This is a genomic window from Streptomyces sp. M-16 (genome assembly GCF_052114405.1).
Taxonomy (GTDB): domain Bacteria; phylum Actinomycetota; class Actinomycetes; order Streptomycetales; family Streptomycetaceae; genus Streptomyces.
The window spans coordinates 43,033-58,998 of sequence record NZ_JBFRER010000020.1 but is presented as its reverse complement, the minus strand read 5'-3'; the positions used below and the strand labels follow the sequence as shown (position 1 = coordinate 58,998).

General features: G+C 71.5%; 16 protein-coding genes. 3 read left to right on the top strand and 13 right to left on the bottom strand.

What is annotated here, in order from left to right:
- The first annotated feature begins 2 nt into the window (after positions 1 to 2).
- The gene (locus AB4039_RS12110; RefSeq protein WP_442270681.1) at positions 3 to 1,676 is read left to right on the top strand and encodes a DEAD/DEAH box helicase family protein; all 1,674 of its coding nucleotides are present in this window, start codon (positions 3 to 5) and stop codon (positions 1,674 to 1,676) included.
- A gap of 7 nt (positions 1,677 to 1,683) precedes the next feature.
- The gene (locus AB4039_RS12105; protein ID WP_442270680.1) at positions 1,684 to 2,274 is read left to right on the top strand and encodes a hypothetical protein; all 591 of its coding nucleotides are present in this window, start codon (positions 1,684 to 1,686) and stop codon (positions 2,272 to 2,274) included.
- A 400-nt stretch (positions 2,275 to 2,674) separates the two neighbouring features.
- On the opposite strand, the gene AB4039_RS12100 is transcribed toward AB4039_RS12105, so the two are convergent.
- The 11 genes from AB4039_RS12100 to AB4039_RS12050 all read right to left on the bottom strand — a co-directional run bounded on the left by AB4039_RS12100 (position 2,675) and on the right by AB4039_RS12050 (position 13,435).
- On the bottom strand, positions 2,675 to 3,574 hold the full coding sequence (locus AB4039_RS12100) for a hypothetical protein (RefSeq protein WP_266839944.1): 900 nt from the start codon (positions 3,572 to 3,574) through the stop codon (positions 2,675 to 2,677).
- Complete coding sequence (locus AB4039_RS12095) at positions 3,564 to 4,193, bottom strand: flavoprotein (RefSeq protein ID WP_266839942.1); 630 nt, start codon at positions 4,191 to 4,193, stop codon at positions 3,564 to 3,566. Before AB4039_RS12095 ends, AB4039_RS12100 begins: the two co-directional genes overlap by 11 nt.
- Positions 4,190 to 5,512, bottom strand: a complete 1,323-nt coding sequence (locus AB4039_RS12090) for a M16 family metallopeptidase (RefSeq protein ID WP_442270679.1) — start codon at positions 5,510 to 5,512, stop codon at positions 4,190 to 4,192. The genes AB4039_RS12095 and AB4039_RS12090 overlap by 4 nt, the downstream gene beginning before the upstream one ends.
- Entirely contained in the window at positions 5,509 to 6,798 is a 1,290-nt protein-coding gene (locus AB4039_RS12085) for a M16 family metallopeptidase (protein WP_442270678.1), read from the bottom strand. The genes AB4039_RS12090 and AB4039_RS12085 overlap by 4 nt, the downstream gene beginning before the upstream one ends.
- 84 nt (positions 6,799 to 6,882) lie before the next feature.
- The gene (locus AB4039_RS12080) at positions 6,883 to 7,032 is read right to left on the bottom strand and encodes an LxmA leader domain family RiPP (RefSeq protein ID WP_266839938.1); all 150 of its coding nucleotides are present in this window, start codon (positions 7,030 to 7,032) and stop codon (positions 6,883 to 6,885) included.
- A 177-nt stretch (positions 7,033 to 7,209) separates the two neighbouring features.
- Positions 7,210 to 8,112, bottom strand: coding sequence for a T3SS effector HopA1 family protein (locus tag AB4039_RS12075; protein WP_442270677.1), 903 nt, complete (start codon positions 8,110 to 8,112; stop codon positions 7,210 to 7,212).
- A 1-nt stretch (position 8,113) separates the two neighbouring features.
- Entirely contained in the window at positions 8,114 to 9,202 is a 1,089-nt protein-coding gene (gene lxmK / locus AB4039_RS12070; RefSeq protein ID WP_442270676.1) for a class V lanthionine synthetase subunit LxmK, read from the bottom strand.
- Positions 9,199 to 10,902, bottom strand: coding sequence for a DUF6297 family protein (locus AB4039_RS12065; protein ID WP_266839935.1), 1,704 nt, complete (start codon positions 10,900 to 10,902; stop codon positions 9,199 to 9,201). The genes lxmK and AB4039_RS12065 overlap by 4 nt, the downstream gene beginning before the upstream one ends.
- Positions 10,902 to 11,582: an ABC transporter ATP-binding protein gene (locus AB4039_RS12060; protein WP_442270675.1), complete on the bottom strand. Its 681-nt coding sequence runs from the start codon at positions 11,580 to 11,582 to the stop codon at positions 10,902 to 10,904. The genes AB4039_RS12065 and AB4039_RS12060 overlap by 1 nt, the downstream gene beginning before the upstream one ends.
- A 9-nt stretch (positions 11,583 to 11,591) precedes the next feature.
- Positions 11,592 to 12,335 carry a class I SAM-dependent methyltransferase gene (locus tag AB4039_RS12055; protein ID WP_030228493.1) on the bottom strand — a complete coding sequence of 248 codons (744 nt, stop codon included), beginning with the start codon at positions 12,333 to 12,335 and terminating at the stop codon, positions 11,592 to 11,594.
- Between the two features lie 89 nt (positions 12,336 to 12,424).
- On the bottom strand, positions 12,425 to 13,435 hold the full coding sequence (locus AB4039_RS12050) for an IS701 family transposase (protein WP_442270674.1): 1,011 nt from the start codon (positions 13,433 to 13,435) through the stop codon (positions 12,425 to 12,427).
- A gap of 287 nt (positions 13,436 to 13,722) precedes the next feature.
- Here AB4039_RS12050 and AB4039_RS12045 point away from each other — a divergent pair, with 287 nt between their 5' ends.
- Positions 13,723 to 14,340, top strand: coding sequence for a TetR family transcriptional regulator (locus AB4039_RS12045; protein ID WP_442270673.1), 618 nt, complete (start codon positions 13,723 to 13,725; stop codon positions 14,338 to 14,340).
- Here the strand turns inward: AB4039_RS12045 and AB4039_RS12040 are convergent.
- On the bottom strand, positions 14,315 to 15,289 hold the full coding sequence (locus AB4039_RS12040) for an NAD-dependent epimerase/dehydratase family protein (protein WP_442270672.1): 975 nt from the start codon (positions 15,287 to 15,289) through the stop codon (positions 14,315 to 14,317). The two genes, AB4039_RS12045 and AB4039_RS12040, sit on opposite strands and share 26 nt — an antisense overlap.
- Positions 15,286 to 15,915: a ScbR family autoregulator-binding transcription factor gene (locus AB4039_RS12035; protein WP_266839928.1), complete on the bottom strand. Its 630-nt coding sequence runs from the start codon at positions 15,913 to 15,915 to the stop codon at positions 15,286 to 15,288. The genes AB4039_RS12040 and AB4039_RS12035 overlap by 4 nt, the downstream gene beginning before the upstream one ends.
- Positions 15,916 to 15,966: the final 51 nt, after the last annotated feature.

The following is a 15,966-nucleotide window of genomic DNA, read 5'->3' as shown; positions in this document are numbered from 1 at the left end:
CGATGGCCACCTCATTTACGGCTCCGGACTTCCTGCGTGCGGTAGGTCCATTCGGCTTCACCCGTCAGGTGGAGCGGCTTGCACTCCACCTGGGTTTCACCAACGTCGTCAACATCGACGGTGCGAATGACCAAGGAGGCGACGTCCTCGCAACCCGCGAGGGACGCCTGTGGGTGTTTCAGGCCAAATGGAAGGCGGGGGCAGCGGTGCCGCCCGGCGCCATCGACGAGGTTCTGGAGGCCAAAGCCCACTACGGCGCCGACCATGCGGTCGTAGTCACCAACAGTCGCTTCGGCCCGCTCACCCGGAAGCGCCGCGACAGCCTCGCGACGGTTGGAATGCGAGTCGAGCTGTGGTCGGGGCAGGAACTGGCTGACCTATACGCGGACGATCGGTTCACTGCCGACCGACTCCCGGCTCGCACACTGCGCCCCTACCAGAACGAGGCATTGCGGACGGTCATCAGCGACCTGGACGGAGCCGACCGGGCCTTGCTCGTACTCGCCACCGGCCTTGGCAAAACAGTGGTCGGCGGCGAGGCCATCAGCCACCACCTTGGCGAACGCCCAGAGGACAAAGTGCTGGTCGTCGCCCCGGCCAAAGACCTCGTGGAGCAACTTGAGCGGGCACTGTGGCACCACTTGCCCAAGACAGTGCGCACGCAGCTATTGACCGGCGATCACCGTCCTGACGACCTGCGCGGTGTCACCTGCGCTACTACCGCCAGCGCTCTCAGCTACGCCCGCGCCGGCTACCGTCCCGCACTAGTCATGGTCGACGAAGCCCACCACGTCGCCGAGGACGGGCAACTTGCCGAGCTTCTCGACGTACTACACGCCAGTCGGCAGTTTGGGGTCACAGCCACCCCCTGGCGGGGTGACCGATTCGACATCCGTACGCGGTTTGGCGAACCCAGCTACACCCTCGGCATCGAGGAAGGCATGAGGCTGGGCTACCTGTCCGAGGTCCGCTATCGGCTTTACGCGGACAACATCGACTGGGACTTCGTTCGTGGAGTCAGCGACCATAGCTACTCGATCAAGGACCTCAACGCCCGCCTCTTCCTCCCGGAACGGGACGAAGCAGTGCGCGATCAGCTGATGGAGGTCTGGGCACGTACTCAGCAGCCCCGCGCGGTCGTCTTTTGCCGCACCATCGAACATGCCGAACGGCTGGCGGCGCTACTCACGGAGGTGCCGCAGTGGCGCGGGGCACTCGCCGTTCACGCGGACCTGAACAAACGCGAGCGGCAGTCCCGCCTCATGCGCTTCCGCAGTGGTAAGACACCGATCCTGACAGCCGTCGACATCCTTAACGAGGGCGTTGACATCCCGGACGTGAACATTCTCTGCTTCGCCCGGGTCACGCACAGCCGTCGGATCTTCGTGCAGCAACTGGGCCGCGGCCTGCGCCTGAGGCCGGGTAAGTCCTATGTGGAGGTCTTGGACTTCGTCAGCGACATCCGGCGTGTCGCCGCTATCTTGAACATTCGCCAACAGATCGCCGAAGACGAGATCGAGACCTTGCGCCTGGCGGAGCGCGGTACGAGCTTCGACTTCACTGACCAGCGCGCGGAGAGCCTGATGCGCGAATGGATCGAGGACGCGGCCAGCCTGGAGACCTCGTTGGAGGAGAGTCGCCTCCAGTTTCCGGACCCGGCCGCCTTTGGGGGATGATGCAGCGATGAGTGACATCGACGAGGAGATCCGTCGCGAGGTGATCGCCGAGATCTACCGGCAGGTTGATGACCTCGACTGGGATGGCATGACTCTCCGTGCGCGCGCGGATTGGTACGTACGCTGCATCGACGATCCACTCATCGGTGGCAAGCTCATGCGCTTCATCGAACGCGATCGGGTTCGTGTGTGGGTCAAGGACGGACCGATCAAGGAACTGCCTCGTGCCCGCCACGGCATTGGCCCCTACGCGCAGTTCGCCGTTAGCCGCTACCCCGGAATGGAGCAGATCGCGCACCAGGCCATCGGGCCGGATTGGCTCGCCGACCCCGAGACAGTGGACGTCAAGCCCAACCGCTGCTTGGTCCGTGGGCCAGAAACGAAAGCCTTGATGATCTGGGGGCCGGCGGCCAAGCTCGCCGACCTTGTATGGGCTGCGATCAACGCCCGTGTAGACGGGGGAGCCGAACCACTCATCGTCGTTACCTCCCCACAGGGAACACGCCTCAGCGAGGGCGAGAAGCTGCGGCATCGACTTCTTGCCAAGGAGGCAGGGATCGAGCTGCGCCACATAACCCTGCGACTCGCACGCGTGTGATGGCGACGACCACCTGACATGTTTCGGCTGCCGGAAGCCTGGTGGCACAGCGCCCCTAGAAACGTCTGCGCCTGCGGTCGAATCAGACCGGTGTGCGTGAGCGCTGCGTGAGCGGACGGGGTGGCACGGGGTGGATTGGGTGGCATGCGTGGGCCGGGCTGTACCTTCCTGACCTTGGGAAACAGGATTCTGTGGCATGGCCCGGCACCAGCTGGGATGATCTTGTGGGGCCTCGTAATGCGTAGGTCTCGGGTTCGAATCCCGAAGGCGGCTCTGTAGAACCCCCAGGACTCACTCGCCGTGACCTGGGGGTTTTGCTTTTTCCGGCTCAGGTCGCGACGCTCCCGAAGCGTGCGCGGACCGGTGTTCCCCTGACGTTCCCGGTGGGGACCGGCCTCGGTCAGATCCGGCCCGTGTTCGGTTCCAGCGGCGCGAGGACGGTCCGGCCGTCGTCGTCGACCAGGGCGGCCAGGGTGTCGGCGTAGGCGGTGACGCCCTCGCTCCAGCCGACGTTGCCGGCGAAGTCCAGCAGGTGTGCCATGCGGCGCAGCGTGGCGCTGCGGCGCAGGAGTGTGTTGTCCGGCGTGTGGCCGCGGGCCGTCAGGAAGGCTGCCGCCATGGTCGTGAAGGGTGCGGCCGTCGAGTCGCCGGGGAGGTGGCGGGCCGCCACGTCCGCCATCTCCGCGAGTTCGCCCAGCAGCCAGCCCGCGTCGTGTTCGGGCCTTCCGCGGGACAGGGTCTCGCCGGTGAGCAGTACCGCGTGACGGCCGTCCGGGGCGGGCACCGTGAGGCCCAGGGACGGTTCGCCGTGGAGCAGCACGTCCCCCGTGGTCCCGGGGGCGGCCGCGCGGCACCACTCGGCGAGGGTGTTCAGCCGCGTCGGGCCCATGCGGTCCGTGCAGAGCCGGTGGAGCCGGGCCGGCCCTTCCTCTTCACCGCCCGCCCGGAGCCACCGGGTGAGGCGCGCGAGGGCGGGTGGTGGGCCCGCGGTGTCGAGGGGCCCGGTGTGGCCGTTGATGTCGGACAGGGCGTGGCCTACGGCGCTCATGGCCGGGGCCAGGGGAAAGATCACGGGAGCGGGCGGCCAGACCATGCGGGCCAGGGACTTGGCGCCGGGGGCCGTGTACGTGGCCGTGTTCCCGTCGATCGTGGCCGGCGCCGTGTTCCTTGAGGAGACGACCGCTCCCGTCGCGGTGGCCGTCGTTCCGGCCGGGTGTGTCCGGTGCCAGAGGAAGAGGCCGTCCTCCGTCGTGAAGATCCGGGTGCGCAGGTGCTTGGTGCCGTACTCGTCAACCAGCATGGGTGCCGTCCGTTGCCGTGAGGGCCGCGCGCCTGCGCGCCAGTGCGTCGATCACCACGGGCAGGGGCGGCGGCACGGCGGCGTCGTCCCGTCCGGTCGTGATGCTGCGACCGGGGGTGGGGGGGACGACCACCACGTTGGGCCGGCTTCCCAGCGTTTTCAGGTGCTGCCGCAGGGTGATGTTCTCTTGGCCGCCCGGAGGCAGTGCCGGAGCCACCGCGATGGGGGCCCGGGTGCACTGCAGGGCGAGCATGGCCGGTGTGTCGCCCATGCCCGTGGCGAAGCGGGCGATGAAGTTCATGGTGGCCGGATAGACGATCACCGAGTCCGCCCACTGGGCCAGTTCCACGTGCCGCGCGGTGGGCGTGGCCTCCTCCGGCCACACGTCGAGCAGTACTTCGGTGCCGCCGAGGGCGGCCAGGGCGGCCCGGCTGACGAAGCGTTCGGCGCTGCGCGTGACGACGGTCCGGGTCCGCAGGTGGGGGTAGGCCGTCCGCAGCCATCCCACCCAGGTGGGCAGATGGGCCACGTGGACGGCACCCGTCCCGACGAGGAGCAGCCGTTCGGCGGTGAACTCCGGGGCGGGTACGCCGCCGGCGGGGGCGTGCCGGTCGTTCATGTCAGGTCTCCTGTCGCCACGAATCCGAAGCGGGCCAAGGACGGCCCCACCGCGGCCGGGTCCGCGAGGACGACGCCCGCCTCCGGGCCGGGGCCGAAGAAGTCCCGGCAGGCCGCGGCGACCTCGTCCGCGGTCACTTCGAGGAGTTGACGGGGATAGTCCTGGATCCAGCCGGTGCCCACGTCCCAGCAGCACAGGGAGGCGAGGAGGCTGGCCAGGTCGGACTGGGAGGCGGTGGCGGTCAGCAGCGATCCCCTGAGGTACGTGCGGGCGGCGTCGATCTCCCGTCGCGTCGGCGGGGCCTCCACCAGGTTCGTCAGCTCGGCGAGGATCTCGGAGACCACGAGGCCGGTCGATCCCGTCCCGCAGACCACGTCGGTCACCGTGGAGGGGGAGCCGAGCGTACGGTCGAACCGCGACAGCGCGTGGTAGGCCAGGCCCCGCCGCTCGCGGACGTTCGCCACCAGCCGGGACGAGAAGTACCCGGCGAACACAGCGTTGGCCACGGCCAGCGCGGGGTACCGGGGGTCGCCGAAGGACACGGAGCGACAGGACAGGGCCACGTGCGACTGGGCGGCTCCGGGGCGCGGGACCAGCCGCATGCGATCGGCCGGCGCCGTCCCGGGTACGGGGGGCTTCGCGGTGCCGGAGGGCAGGCCGGAGAAGGTCCGTGCCACCGCGTCGGCCGTGGAGTCGGCGTCGATGTCCCCCACGACGATCACGCGGGCCTCGCGGGGCGACAGGCACGTGCGGTGGGCCTCGTGCACGTCGTCCGCAGTGAGGGCGGACACCGTGTCGGCCGACGGCCACGCGTCGAAGACCGCCATGTCGCCGTAGCGGGCCCGGTTGAGCTCGCGCAGGGCGATGCGCTGGGGCTGGGTGCCCAGGATCGCCAGGGCCTGGGACAGCCGCTGGCGATCCCGGGCGAGGCGGTCCTCGGGGACGGTCGGCGCGGCCAGCCACGAGGCGAGCAGGCCGAGCATCCGGTCGAGCTCGGCGACGGGCACGTGTCCGACGACGGTCAGCCACTCCGCCATGCGCTGCGCGTGCGGCCGGCCGGTGGTGAGGGCGGTGTCCCAGGGAACGTCGTGGCCGCCCGACCGCACGGTCCCGGTGAAGGCCGTCGTCGTGAGCAGCTCGACCGCCACCGACCGCAACGGGTCGCCCACCGACAACGGGACGAGGACGCGGACCTCGACCAGCGGAGCGCCCTTCCTGGGCACCGCGAAGATCCGCAGTCCGGAGGGCAGGTGCCGTTCGACCACGCGGGGGAGGGCGAGGGGCTTCTCGGGATGGAGCGGAGGCAGGGGCCTCGTCACCGCGTACCTCCGGCATCGCGCGGGTGGACCAGGAGTGCGGCGGGCCTGCTGTCGGCCAGCCCGGCGGCCGCGTTCCGCACGGAGCCGGCGTCGAGGGCCGTCAGGGCTCCGGCGAGGTCCATTGGCAGGGACGGCTCACCGTGGAGCAGGCAAGAGGCTCCGACCGCCCGCGCGAAGGCGAGGACGTTGTCGTGCTTGCGGTGCCACCGTGCGACGGTCGCGCCTACCACGGCGGCCACTTCGCGGTCGGTCGGCCCCGGCCCCGCGAGGTTCTCCAGCGCCGCCTCGATCACGCCGGTGACCGCCCCTTGCCCGGACGAGGGGTGGCGGGCCGTCATGACGAAGGTGTCGGGATCACGTGCGTCGAACGGTCCGAAGAACCCGCACTGGGCCGTGGCCGTCGTGAGGTCGACGCCGCGGGCGAGCGCTCGCTGCTGCAGGTGTCCGGACGAGCCGCTCAGGAGCGCGGCCAGGGCGATGTGGCCGAGGTAGCGGTCGCGCCCGGTGCCGGGATCCGGCAGGCGGTAGCCGACGGCCGTGGCCGGCAGAGGGGCCTGCGGGTCGGTGTATCCGCCGTTGCGGGGTTCGGACGGCCACGGCTCCGACAGATCCTGCGGCGCCGCCGTCGGCCGTGCCGCGATGTCGCCGAAGTGCCGGATCACCCATTCCAGCGTCCGCTTCGGATCGATGTCTCCGACCACGGTGAGCACGGCGTTGGACGGTGCGTAGTAGCCGTCGAAGAAGGCGGCGCACTCCTCCAGCGTGGCACGGTCGAGATCGATGAAATCGCCGTAGCCGTTGTGGGCATTGGAGAATTTCCGGTAAAGCACCGAAGGGAGGTTGGTCCAGGGAAATCCGCCATAAGGGCGGTCGTGGACGTTCAGCTTTATTTCTTCCTTGACCACCGCCACCTGGGTGTCAAGGGAATTCTGGGTTAGCCGCAGCGTCCGCATTCGGTCCGCCTCCAGGAACAGCAGGCGTTCGAGGGCCGATGCGGGAGCGATCTGGTAATACTCCGTGTAATCCTGGCGGGTGGATCCGTTGGCCGTTCCCCCCGAGCTCTGCACGATGGTGAAGTGCTCGGACCGTCCGACGTTCTCGCTCCCCTGGAACATGAGGTGTTCGAAGAGGTGGGCGAATCCGCTGCGCCCTTCCGGCTCGGACCGGAATCCCACGTCGTAGTGCATGCACACGGCCGCCAGAGGGGCCGTGCCCCGTCGGCAGAGCACGACGCGCAGGCCGTTGGGCAGCGTGAAGCAGGAGGGAGCTGCGAGTTCCTCCGGCATGACGTGGCAACTTTCTGTTCTGGCGGGGGCCCGGGCGCCGTCCGTCGGACGGGGCCCGGGCCACTGGCCGATCGGCGCTGGAGGTCAGCAGCCCCAGCCGACGGTGATGGTGATGCAGATCTCCGACGAGGTCACCGTGGTGGTGATGGCCGGCGCGTCGGTGGCCTCGGAAGCGGCGAGCTCCTCCGGGGTGGTGTAGGCGGCGTAACCGGCGATGAGTTCCATGGAGTCCATTTGGATTCCCCCTGAGTAAAGGTTTTGACCGGCGCTTTCCCGAGTGGGTCACCGCCGTTCTGACGTTTCTCAGTAGATCACCTTCCGGAGTGCCGGAGATCAACTTGTGGGCCGCGTCACGGAGTCGGGGTGCTACTTAGGAAAGTTGGGCCGGATATTGAGCAAAAGCAGCGCTACTTAGGGAAGTCGAGGGGAATCTGCATTCCGGTAGAGCGCCTCGTGGTCGATATTGGCGGCGGCCAGCTGCTCCCGCAGGCAATCGTCGAGAGCCCGGCCGCTCCCGTCGGCGTGCTCCAGCAACGCGTCCGCGACGGCGGCGGCGCGGTGCTGGCCGAAGCTCATTCCCCGCATGCCCGGCCTCGTGTCCTCGGGCTCCCAGGCGACGGCGATCCCGGGTGCCAGTTCCCTGGCGAAGGAGGAGGTGGGAGCGGCCGGGTGGGACGCGGTGGGGCGCGGTACCGCGTCCGCCACCACCGAGGCGGCGTGCCAGGCGTCCTCGCCCAGATAGACCACCAGGCCGTCCCGGCGCGGGAACAGCCGGCGGGACGAGGTCACCTTGGCCCGGTAGGGGACCCCTTCGCGTTCCAGCGCGCGCAGCACCTCGCCCCAGGTCTGTACGGCCTCCTCGGGGGTGCGGACGTGTACGTACACCCTGAGCAGCGGGCGCCGGGCCGAATGCCCCCGGGAACCGTCGACGAGGAAGAAGCCCGGGGAGAGGCCGGGACGCCGGGCGGGCATCCTCACCCTCGTCCCCACGACGTCCGGTTCGGGTACGCGCACGCGCACGCCGTCGACCAGTACGAGACCGTCGCCGTCGAGGCGGGCGGTGGCCATCGTCGTGTCGTGCGGGGTGGCCGCGCCCAGTCGTTCCTCCAACCACGGGTCCCGGTAGGTCCGGGGCCGGTCCTCGCCGAAGGCGTTGCCCACGTGGAACGTCTCGTAGAGCGCGGTGATCAGTTTCTGGCGGAGCTGACCGGCCGTGTCGGCCGTGATCGGGCGCTCGCCCACGTGGGCGCTGCGGGTGCCGGGGTGCACGCGCACGTCCGACAGGAGCGTCGCGAGGTCGGGGAAGTCGTCCATCTCAAGCCTCCAGGCCGAGGACGGTGGTGAACTTTTCGGGATGCAGCACGGCGGAGCGACCGATCCCGGCCGCCGCGCGGTCGAGGGCGGTCAGCCGTGGGCGCTGTTCCGCGGAAGCGAACATCCGGTCGACGAGGTGCCAGCCGGCGAAGGCCGTCGCCCTGACCGGCAGACCGGGGTCGGTCACCGCGGTGGAGGCCCGGTAGCCCTCCCAGAAGGCGACGTTGCGCGTCCGCAGCCTGTTGAGCTCGGCCACGCCGCGTCGAACGATGTCCTCGTGGGAGAGCCGGGGGCTCGGGCCGCTCAGCTCCGCGTCCTTCGCCGGGATGTCGAGCACGGCGCGGTGCAGCCATTCACCGATGAAGGAGCCGACGTCCCGGGCGGGATCCGCCCTGCGGAACTCCTCCCAGTCGCACAGGTGGAGCCGTCCGTCGTGCAGCAGGAACTGGTCCAGGCGCAGGTCGCCGTGGACCGGGGTCACCGCTGCCGCCGCCTCCGCGGCGCGCAGGCGGCGCAGTGCGAGGGTGAGCTCGCCGTCGCTTTGCAGCATCCCCCAGGCTTCCAGCGAGGCACCGCTCGCCTGGGTGTGGTACGCCAGGGGGAGCGACTCGAAGAACTCCAGCGGGGGGAGGAGGAGCGGGTCCGGTTCCGTCGTACCGGCCGCTTCCGCGGGAAGGGCGTCCGGCGCGAGGGCGTGCAGCGCACCGATCATTTCCCCCGCGCGGTGGGCGAGTTCGTCGTCGAACTGCTCGTCGCTCGCCAGGTCGGACCCGGAACGGGCCCCGTCGAGCCACTCGAAGACGATCAGCAGTTCCTCCTCGTCCCAGCCGAGGCACTTGGGCGAGGGCAGCGGCCGCTCGCCCGCGACGGCCGTCTCCTCGTAGGCGCGTTGCCGACGGAAACGGCGGGCCGCGTCCGGTTGCCTCCCGTCCAGCTGTTTGACGAACACGGCGCTTCCGGTGGTGGTCGGCCCCACCGCGTTGCGGTTGCGGCCCATGGGCGATCCGCCCTCCCGGGGCAGCAGTCGTCCGAGCCCGAGCCGTTCCAGGAGGTCCTGCACGGCGGGTGATGTCGCGAGTTCGTCGGTCATTTGAGCCTCGTGAGGAGGTAGGCGCGCAGTCTTCTGCCCGCGTGTCGATGGGGTCGATCGGGCAGTGCTCCGTGCAGCCGGTGGGCCGTGCTCCGGGCCCACCACATGCCCGCCGCGCCCACCGCGAGCAGCCAGACGACGTGTCCGGCGCCGAGCTGGTGATGGCGCTGGACCACGACGAGCACCGGTGCCGACAGCACGATCGCGGCCAGCGGTCCGCGCGCGTACCAGAGGCCTGTCTGGAGCACGGCGGTGTTGCCCATGGGCGTGTCCGTGCCGATCAGCAGGTGGCCGGGGACCGCGCCGCGACAGGAGCTCACCAGCGCGGCCCCCACCACGGCGGGAACCGCCGCCAGGAGCACGGCGGTTCCGGGTGTCCACCGGCCGGTGAGTCCGGCCACGGCGCCGCCCGCGCCGAGCCAGCCGAGCAGGAGGACGCAGGGAACGCAGGCGTGCCACAGCGCGAGCGCCCGGAACGCGTAGGGGAGGTTGGCGGAGCGGCGGGTGTCGTCGCTGTCGATGCGGGCCGGCTCCGTCAGCTGCGCGGCCGCCAGGTACTCCACCACGAGGGCGGCGGCGCACAGGGGGACCTGCCAGTCCGGCCGCGCGTGGGGTACGGCGGTGCCCAGGGCCAGTGCCGCGGTGCTCCAGAGGGCCGCCCACAGCAGTCGTCCCGGTGCCCGCAGCAGCCCCGTGGCGTCGCGCCAGGGCACGATCAGCCACCTGCTGCGGGGCACGGGCAGGCGCAGGAGGGGCCTGGCCCGCCGCCCCCGCGTGCCGCGTGCCGCGGAACGGGCCTGGCGCAGGTCGAGGGAGTAGACCGACGCGGCGACCCGGGACGCGACGGTGGCACGGTCGCGCAGGGCCTCCGCAGGAATGTCCGGCGTCGCGCGGCGGGCGGTCAGCAGGGCGGCGAGCGTGAACGCCGCGGACAGGACCGTCCCGGGGATCCAGCCCGGTGTGCGGTGCCCCGCCGCGGCGACGAGCGGCTGGGCCGCCCATCCCCAGGGGCCGGACCACAGCACCAGCGAGCCGTGGAGGTCGTCCGGGACGCGCAGCACCGCGAACGCGCAGAGCGCCAGCGAGCCCGCCGCGAGCGCCCAGGTGACCGCGTGGACCAGGGAACCGTGCCGGGCGACGGCGCGGTCCCAGCGTTCGACGAGCAGCCCGGCGGCCACCGCCGTCAGCGCCGTCGCCACGCCGGCCCACGCGCCGGCGGCGGTCGGCGCCAGCCAGGCGGCGGAACCCGCGAGCGAGGTCAGGTAGCCCAGCAGTCCGCCGCCGACGAGCCCCACCACGGCCGCCACGAGTGCGGACGCGTAGAACCGGGGCAGCAGGAGCGGCCCGCGCAGGACGGGCAGGGGCAGCAGCCAGGAGACGGTCGGCAGGTCCACGAGCACCGGGCCCCGCCAGACGGCGCTGCGGGCGACGAGGAGCGTCACCAGCGCCAGAAGCGCCGGAACGGTCACCGGGAGGCCGGCCAGCAGGTGAGCGGAGGCACTGCCGTGCCAGTCCCCCCGCCGGCCGGACCCGGCGGCGGCGATCAGGAGCGGTACGCCCCAGAAGGCCGCCGCCAAGGCGACGCAGTACAGCACGAAGACGTTGCTCCTGCGCTTGCTCCGACGCGTCGCGGCGCGGGCCTCGTGCAGGAACGCCAGCGTTTCGTCCGTGCGCCGCAGCGTGTCGGCGTGGTCGGACATCACCGGTCCCCCCCGACCGGTGCCACGTCGGCCCGCCCTTCCTCCAGCGTGAGCACGTGGTCGGCCACGGCCGCGGCCAGCACGTCGTCATGGGTGGCGAGCAGGATCGCCGCCCCCCGCCGCTTGTGGGCCGAGAGCCGCTCCGCCAGTTCTCCGCGCGCCCGGGAGTCCAGCCGCTGTTCGGGCTCGTCCAGCACCAGCAGGTCGTGCGGCCGGACGAAGGCCGAGGCGAGGAGCAGGGACTGCGTCTGCCCCGACGAGAGCGCCGAAGGACGTGACCGGGCGTGGTCGGTCAGCCGGTGGTCGGCCAGGACCAGGTCGACCGCGGCGTCGGCACGGCGGCCGAGTCCGTGGCCGACGGCCACCAGCATCAGGTGCTCACGCACCGTCAGGTCCGGATAGTTCGAACCGGCTTCCATCACGGTGGCCACTCGGGCGCGGGTTCGGGGCGAGTCCTCGTGCAGGGGCTCGCCGTCGAAGAGGACTTCGCCCGAGGTGGGCTGCTCGCGGCCGCAGGCCATGCGCAGGAGGGTCGATTTCCCCGATCCGTTGTCCCCGACCAGTACGGTGCACTCCGCCGGCGCCAGCCTCATGGTGACCGCGCGCAGCACGCTCCGGTCCCCGTAACTGCGGCTGACGTCCGTCAGCTGGAGCAGGGTGCGATTGCGGGTCGCCTTCATGTCCAACGCCTACTTCGGGTCTTCGATGGCCTCGTACACCGAGACGTGACGGTGGCTGTTCGCGTCGAAGGCCTCTCCCCGCCAGCCGCCCCGACGCTCCACCAGCCGCAGGCCGGCGATGCGCGCCATGAGATCGATCTCCGTGGGCCAGGCGTAGCGAATGACCTCCTGGGTCGGGCGCGGCACCCCACCGTCGACCACGGTGTGGATGACGAGGATCAGCTGGCGGTCACGCATGACGTGGGTGCTGTCGATCATCACCGAGGTGGGGGAGAGGTAGCGGGTGCTGGTCTTCTCGCCCTCCTGCTGGTGGAAGGCGCGCGGTTCGAACGCCTCGATGACCACGCGTCCGCCGGGTGCCAGCTGCTCGCGCATCCGCTGCATGCACTGGAGCTGGGCCTCGGCCGAGGTGGGAGCGAAGAAGGTGTTGAGGGCGATGAAGACCAGGTCGAACTGCTCGCCGGTGCCGCCGGTGGTGAAGTCCGCGGCCGTGGCGGTGACCCGTCCGTGCGGGTCGCGTGCCGCGAGCTTCTCCAGCATCTGCTCGGAGCCGTCGATGCCGTGCACCGTCAGCCCGCGCTCGGCGAGCGGTATCGCTATCCGGCCGTTGCCCACGCCGAGTTCCAGGACGCGGCCGCCCTCCGGGGCCAGCTCGGCGAGGAAGCCGACGGCGTCGGCGATGTCCGGCGACGCCGGCGGGTACATCAGGTCGTACACGTCGGCCAGGGCGTCGTACGTGGTGGGAGATCCCATGGGTCTTCTCTTTCGGAAGGGTGTGGACGACGGCGGTTGGCGGCGCCGTCCGGCACGGGTGCCGGACGGGCGCCGGGCCGTCGGGTGGTCTACGCCGCCGCGGGCAGGGCGGCGAGGTGGTGGGGAAGGCCCGTCACGGGCTGCCGGCTGTACGCGTAGGCGGCCGAGACGAGCGTCATGTGGTGGTGCCAGCCCGGGAACGACCGGCCCTCGAAGTCGGCGAGCCCGAGATCGCTCTCCATGTACCGCACGGCCTCCTGCGCGAGTCTCAGGGTCCGTGTCAGCGCGAGCAGCTCCTCGGTCCGACGGTGCGGCATGTTGGTGAGCCAGGTCCGGTCCGCCGGCCGCCCCGGACGGGTGCGGGTGGCGAAGGCGCGGTACGGGGGCTGCCCCTGGTCCGCGCGCAGGGGCCCCGGCAGCACCGTCGCGGCGCGTGCGAAGGCCAGGTGCCCGGGGACCGCCACCACGAAGTCGTGGCCGCGCAGGGCGAGGCCCCGGACGAACGCCTCCGCGCCGGCGTGCGAGGACACGTCGGCCACGATCGGCACCGCGGGCAGCCGGGTGTGCGCGGCCAGCGCGTCCACGAGGCCGAGGGCCTGCGCCTCGGCGGGCCGGTGGGCGACGCCGTCCGGGATGCGGACCCGACGTCGCCGGGCGGGATCCCCCGTCCAGCACTCGGGCAGGTACAGCGCCCAGTCGACGGGCAGCGCCTCGCGCTCCCCGGCCAGGAACAGTCCCGTGCCGACCTGCCCGTTGACGGACCGTCCGTCGATCGGGCTGAAGCGGCGGTGCACCCCGCACGAGTGGTCGCCGCGCTTGCGCAGGACCACGTCGTCGAGCACCCAGGCGCGGGGTGCAGTGCGCTCCTCGGCCCACCGGACCAACTCCCGGCGGACAGGTTCCCAGTCCCACGGACTGGCGTTGACGAACTGGTGCAGTGACTGGAAGGCCGTCTCCCGGTCCGATACGGCTGCGGCGAGCCGCCGCACTGTCTTCTTGCCGGATGTGCCGAGCAGCCCGCGCAGGTAAACCTCGGCCCATCGACGCTGGTCGGTCCGGCGCAGGCTGCCGAAGGTGGCCTCGGCGAACACTGAGATCATGCAAAAAGAATAGCGAACGTTCTGTTTTTTTCTAGGGCTGCTCTAGGCTGGTGCACTACTTCGGCAAGTCGCGCGGTGAACCGCCCATTGACGCTCGGTCAGCCGTTCCGAAGGCTCCGGATACGTGGAGAAACCGGCGCGTTTTAGGCAACTAGGCCTTGCCTGATGGGCGCGGCGTTTCGCACGCTGGCCCCACGGGCGTTGCAGGCGGCGCCCCACCCAGCGCACGACGCCCGCGCACGACATCCACGCGCGATCGGTCCGGGTTTGGCGACATCGGAGAGAGCATGGTGCAGCAGGAGAGGGCGGTCCGGACGCGCGGCATCGCCGTACAGGCAGCCGCTTCGGAGTTCTACCGCGCCGGTTACGGCGGGACGTCGCTGAAGGCGATCAGCAAGGCCGCGGGCATCTCCATGGGCGCGGTCACCTTCCACTTCGACAGCAAGGCCGAACTCGCCGAAGCCGTCGCCGAGGAGGGGTGCTCGGCGGTGCGGTCGGCGCTCGACGAGGCGGCCGACCGCCGCCGCGGAAAGGCCCTGCTCGACCTCGGGAACCTGATGCTGGAGCTCGCCCGCCTGCTGCGGGACGACGTCACCGTGCGCGCGACCGCCCACCTCGCCCGGGAGCTGCCCGACATAGAGGACTGGACCCCCCTGTGGCACCCCGTCGTGGCGGAGCTGGCCCGTGAGGCGTACGACAAGGGCGAACTGCAGGCCGCCGCCGACGCGGCGAGCGTCACGGCGCTCGTCGCGCACCTGGTCCGGGGGGCCGAGGCGACGCTGCGCGGCACGCACGCGGACGGGCCGGGCGGGGTGGTGGACCAGCTCCAGGGCATCTGGCGCCTCGTCCTCGACGGGATCGGCGCGGAGCGCCAGGCCCTCACCCCGGGCCCGCCCCCGGCCTGACCCCGGGCCCGCCCAGGGCCCCGCGGTACCAGGGCGCCGCCGACGCCAGGCGTGCCACCGGCCCCGGGCCCGCGGGGCAGTCCGCCACGCGCCACACCTCGTCGCTGCGGTACCAGTGGTCCCGCGCCAGCAGGGAGAACTGCCGCTCGCTCACGGCTCCCGGTGTGGCCCGCAGCAGACGTAGGCACTCGTCCCACGGCAGGTCGGTGTCCACGGACGGAAACACGCCCAGCTTCGCCAGCTCCGTCAGCATCTCGCCGGTGCGCACGGGTGCGGGATGGCCGGCGTGGAACACCCGCCCGGCCGTCGCCCCACCCCCGGGGAGGACGGCGAGGGCGGCGACGAGCCGGGCCAGGTCGGTGACGTCCACGACGGAGAGCAGGCCCCGGCCGCCGTCCCAGCGCGCGGGCACCCGGTCCACGAGTTCGGCGAGGGCGGGAACCACCCAGCGGTCCCCGGCGCCCACCACCAGTCCCGGCCGCAGCACGGTTGCGCCGGCCGCCAGCGCGTGCGCCTCTGCGGCCAGCCGGGTCCGGCTGGTCGCCGACACGGGAGCCGGTACCAGCTCGCCGACGGCCGCGCCCCGGTGCGGCCCGGGACCGTACACCGCCGCGGTGGACAGGTGGACCACCCGCCCGGTCCCGGCCCGGACGGCCTCGGCCATCAGGGCGGCCGTACCGCGGACGTTGACCGTCTCGCACAGGGCCTCGTCCGGGCTGACCACACCGGCCAGGTGCAGCAGCGCGTCCGCGCCCTCGCACACGCCGGCCAGGGACCCGGGCCGCGCGAGGTCCGCCGGGACCCACTCGGCGCCGCCGCCCGCACCGGCTTCGGGGGCCCGCCGCCCGACGGCGCGGACGGACACGTCCCGTCGGCGGACGAGTTCGCGGAGCACGGAGGCCCCGATGAAGCCCGTCGCACCGGTGAGCACCACCCGCAGCGGGCTCACGAGGTCCCGGGCCGGTCGGGCTCGGGCGTGGCGCGCAACTGCGCCAGTGTCCGCGGGGTGGCGATGCACGGCAGGAAGTACTTCCACAGCGCGGCGATCCGCTGCGGGAGGTCCGCGCGTCCGGTCGCGATCTGCGAGAACAGCTGAGTACCGCTGTACGCGCCCACCAGGACCTGGGCGAACTCCCGTTCGTCGACGCCGGGCCGCAGTTCGCCCCGCTCGCGCGCCACGAGGAGCAGGCCGTGGAACTGCTCCACCCACTGCTGGTACGCCGTGTCGTCCTGGAGGCCGAACTCGCCCTGCTCGACGGCGAGGCGCACGCCGGCCCGGAACAGGACGTTCTGCTGGAGCTCCCGGCCCACGTGGAAGGTGATGTCGATCAGCCGCTGGAGCCCGTCCTCGCCCGGCGGGAGCTGCACGTAGTCCCCCTGGGCCAGCATCACGCAGCGGGCGAGGTCCTGCTTCGACTTGAAGTGGAAGTACATGCCGCCCTGGGTGACCCCCGCCCGTCCCATGATCATGCTGATGCTGGCGCCGTGGAACCCGAGTTCGTCGAACGTCTCCGCGGCGGCGCGCAGGATCGCCTCCCGGGTCTTCAACGCACGGTCCTGCTTCAACTCCGCCATGGATCACACCGCCGGCACTCGACAAACAAAACGAACATTCTCTATTTTACA

Excerpts from the sequence above, each read along its gene's own strand:
- AB4039_RS12045 (WP_442270673.1), top strand. The coding sequence starts at position 13,723 with ATGGTGCAGCAGGAGAGGGCGGTCCGGACGCGCGGCATCGCCGTACAG.
- AB4039_RS12055 (WP_030228493.1), bottom strand. The coding sequence starts at position 12,335 with ATGGGATCTCCCACCACGTACGACGCCCTGGCCGACGTGTACGACCTG.
- AB4039_RS12065 (WP_266839935.1), bottom strand. The coding sequence starts at position 10,902 with ATGTCCGACCACGCCGACACGCTGCGGCGCACGGACGAAACGCTGGCG.
- AB4039_RS12075 (WP_442270677.1), bottom strand. The coding sequence starts at position 8,112 with ATGGACGACTTCCCCGACCTCGCGACGCTCCTGTCGGACGTGCGCGTG.
- AB4039_RS12035 (WP_266839928.1), bottom strand. The coding sequence starts at position 15,915 with ATGGCGGAGTTGAAGCAGGACCGTGCGTTGAAGACCCGGGAGGCGATC.
- AB4039_RS12080 (WP_266839938.1), bottom strand. The coding sequence starts at position 7,032 with ATGGACTCCATGGAACTCATCGCCGGTTACGCCGCCTACACCACCCCG.
- lxmK (WP_442270676.1), bottom strand. The coding sequence starts at position 9,202 with ATGACCGACGAACTCGCGACATCACCCGCCGTGCAGGACCTCCTGGAA.
- AB4039_RS12050 (WP_442270674.1), bottom strand. The coding sequence starts at position 13,435 with ATGATCTCAGTGTTCGCCGAGGCCACCTTCGGCAGCCTGCGCCGGACC.
- AB4039_RS12105 (WP_442270680.1), top strand. The coding sequence starts at position 1,684 with ATGAGTGACATCGACGAGGAGATCCGTCGCGAGGTGATCGCCGAGATC.
- AB4039_RS12100 (WP_266839944.1), bottom strand. The coding sequence starts at position 3,574 with ATGCTGGTTGACGAGTACGGCACCAAGCACCTGCGCACCCGGATCTTC.
- AB4039_RS12110 (WP_442270681.1), top strand. The coding sequence starts at position 3 with ATGGCCACCTCATTTACGGCTCCGGACTTCCTGCGTGCGGTAGGTCCA.
- AB4039_RS12095 (WP_266839942.1), bottom strand. The coding sequence starts at position 4,193 with ATGAACGACCGGCACGCCCCCGCCGGCGGCGTACCCGCCCCGGAGTTC.
- AB4039_RS12060 (WP_442270675.1), bottom strand. The coding sequence starts at position 11,582 with ATGAAGGCGACCCGCAATCGCACCCTGCTCCAGCTGACGGACGTCAGC.
- AB4039_RS12085 (WP_442270678.1), bottom strand. The coding sequence starts at position 6,798 with ATGCCGGAGGAACTCGCAGCTCCCTCCTGCTTCACGCTGCCCAACGGC.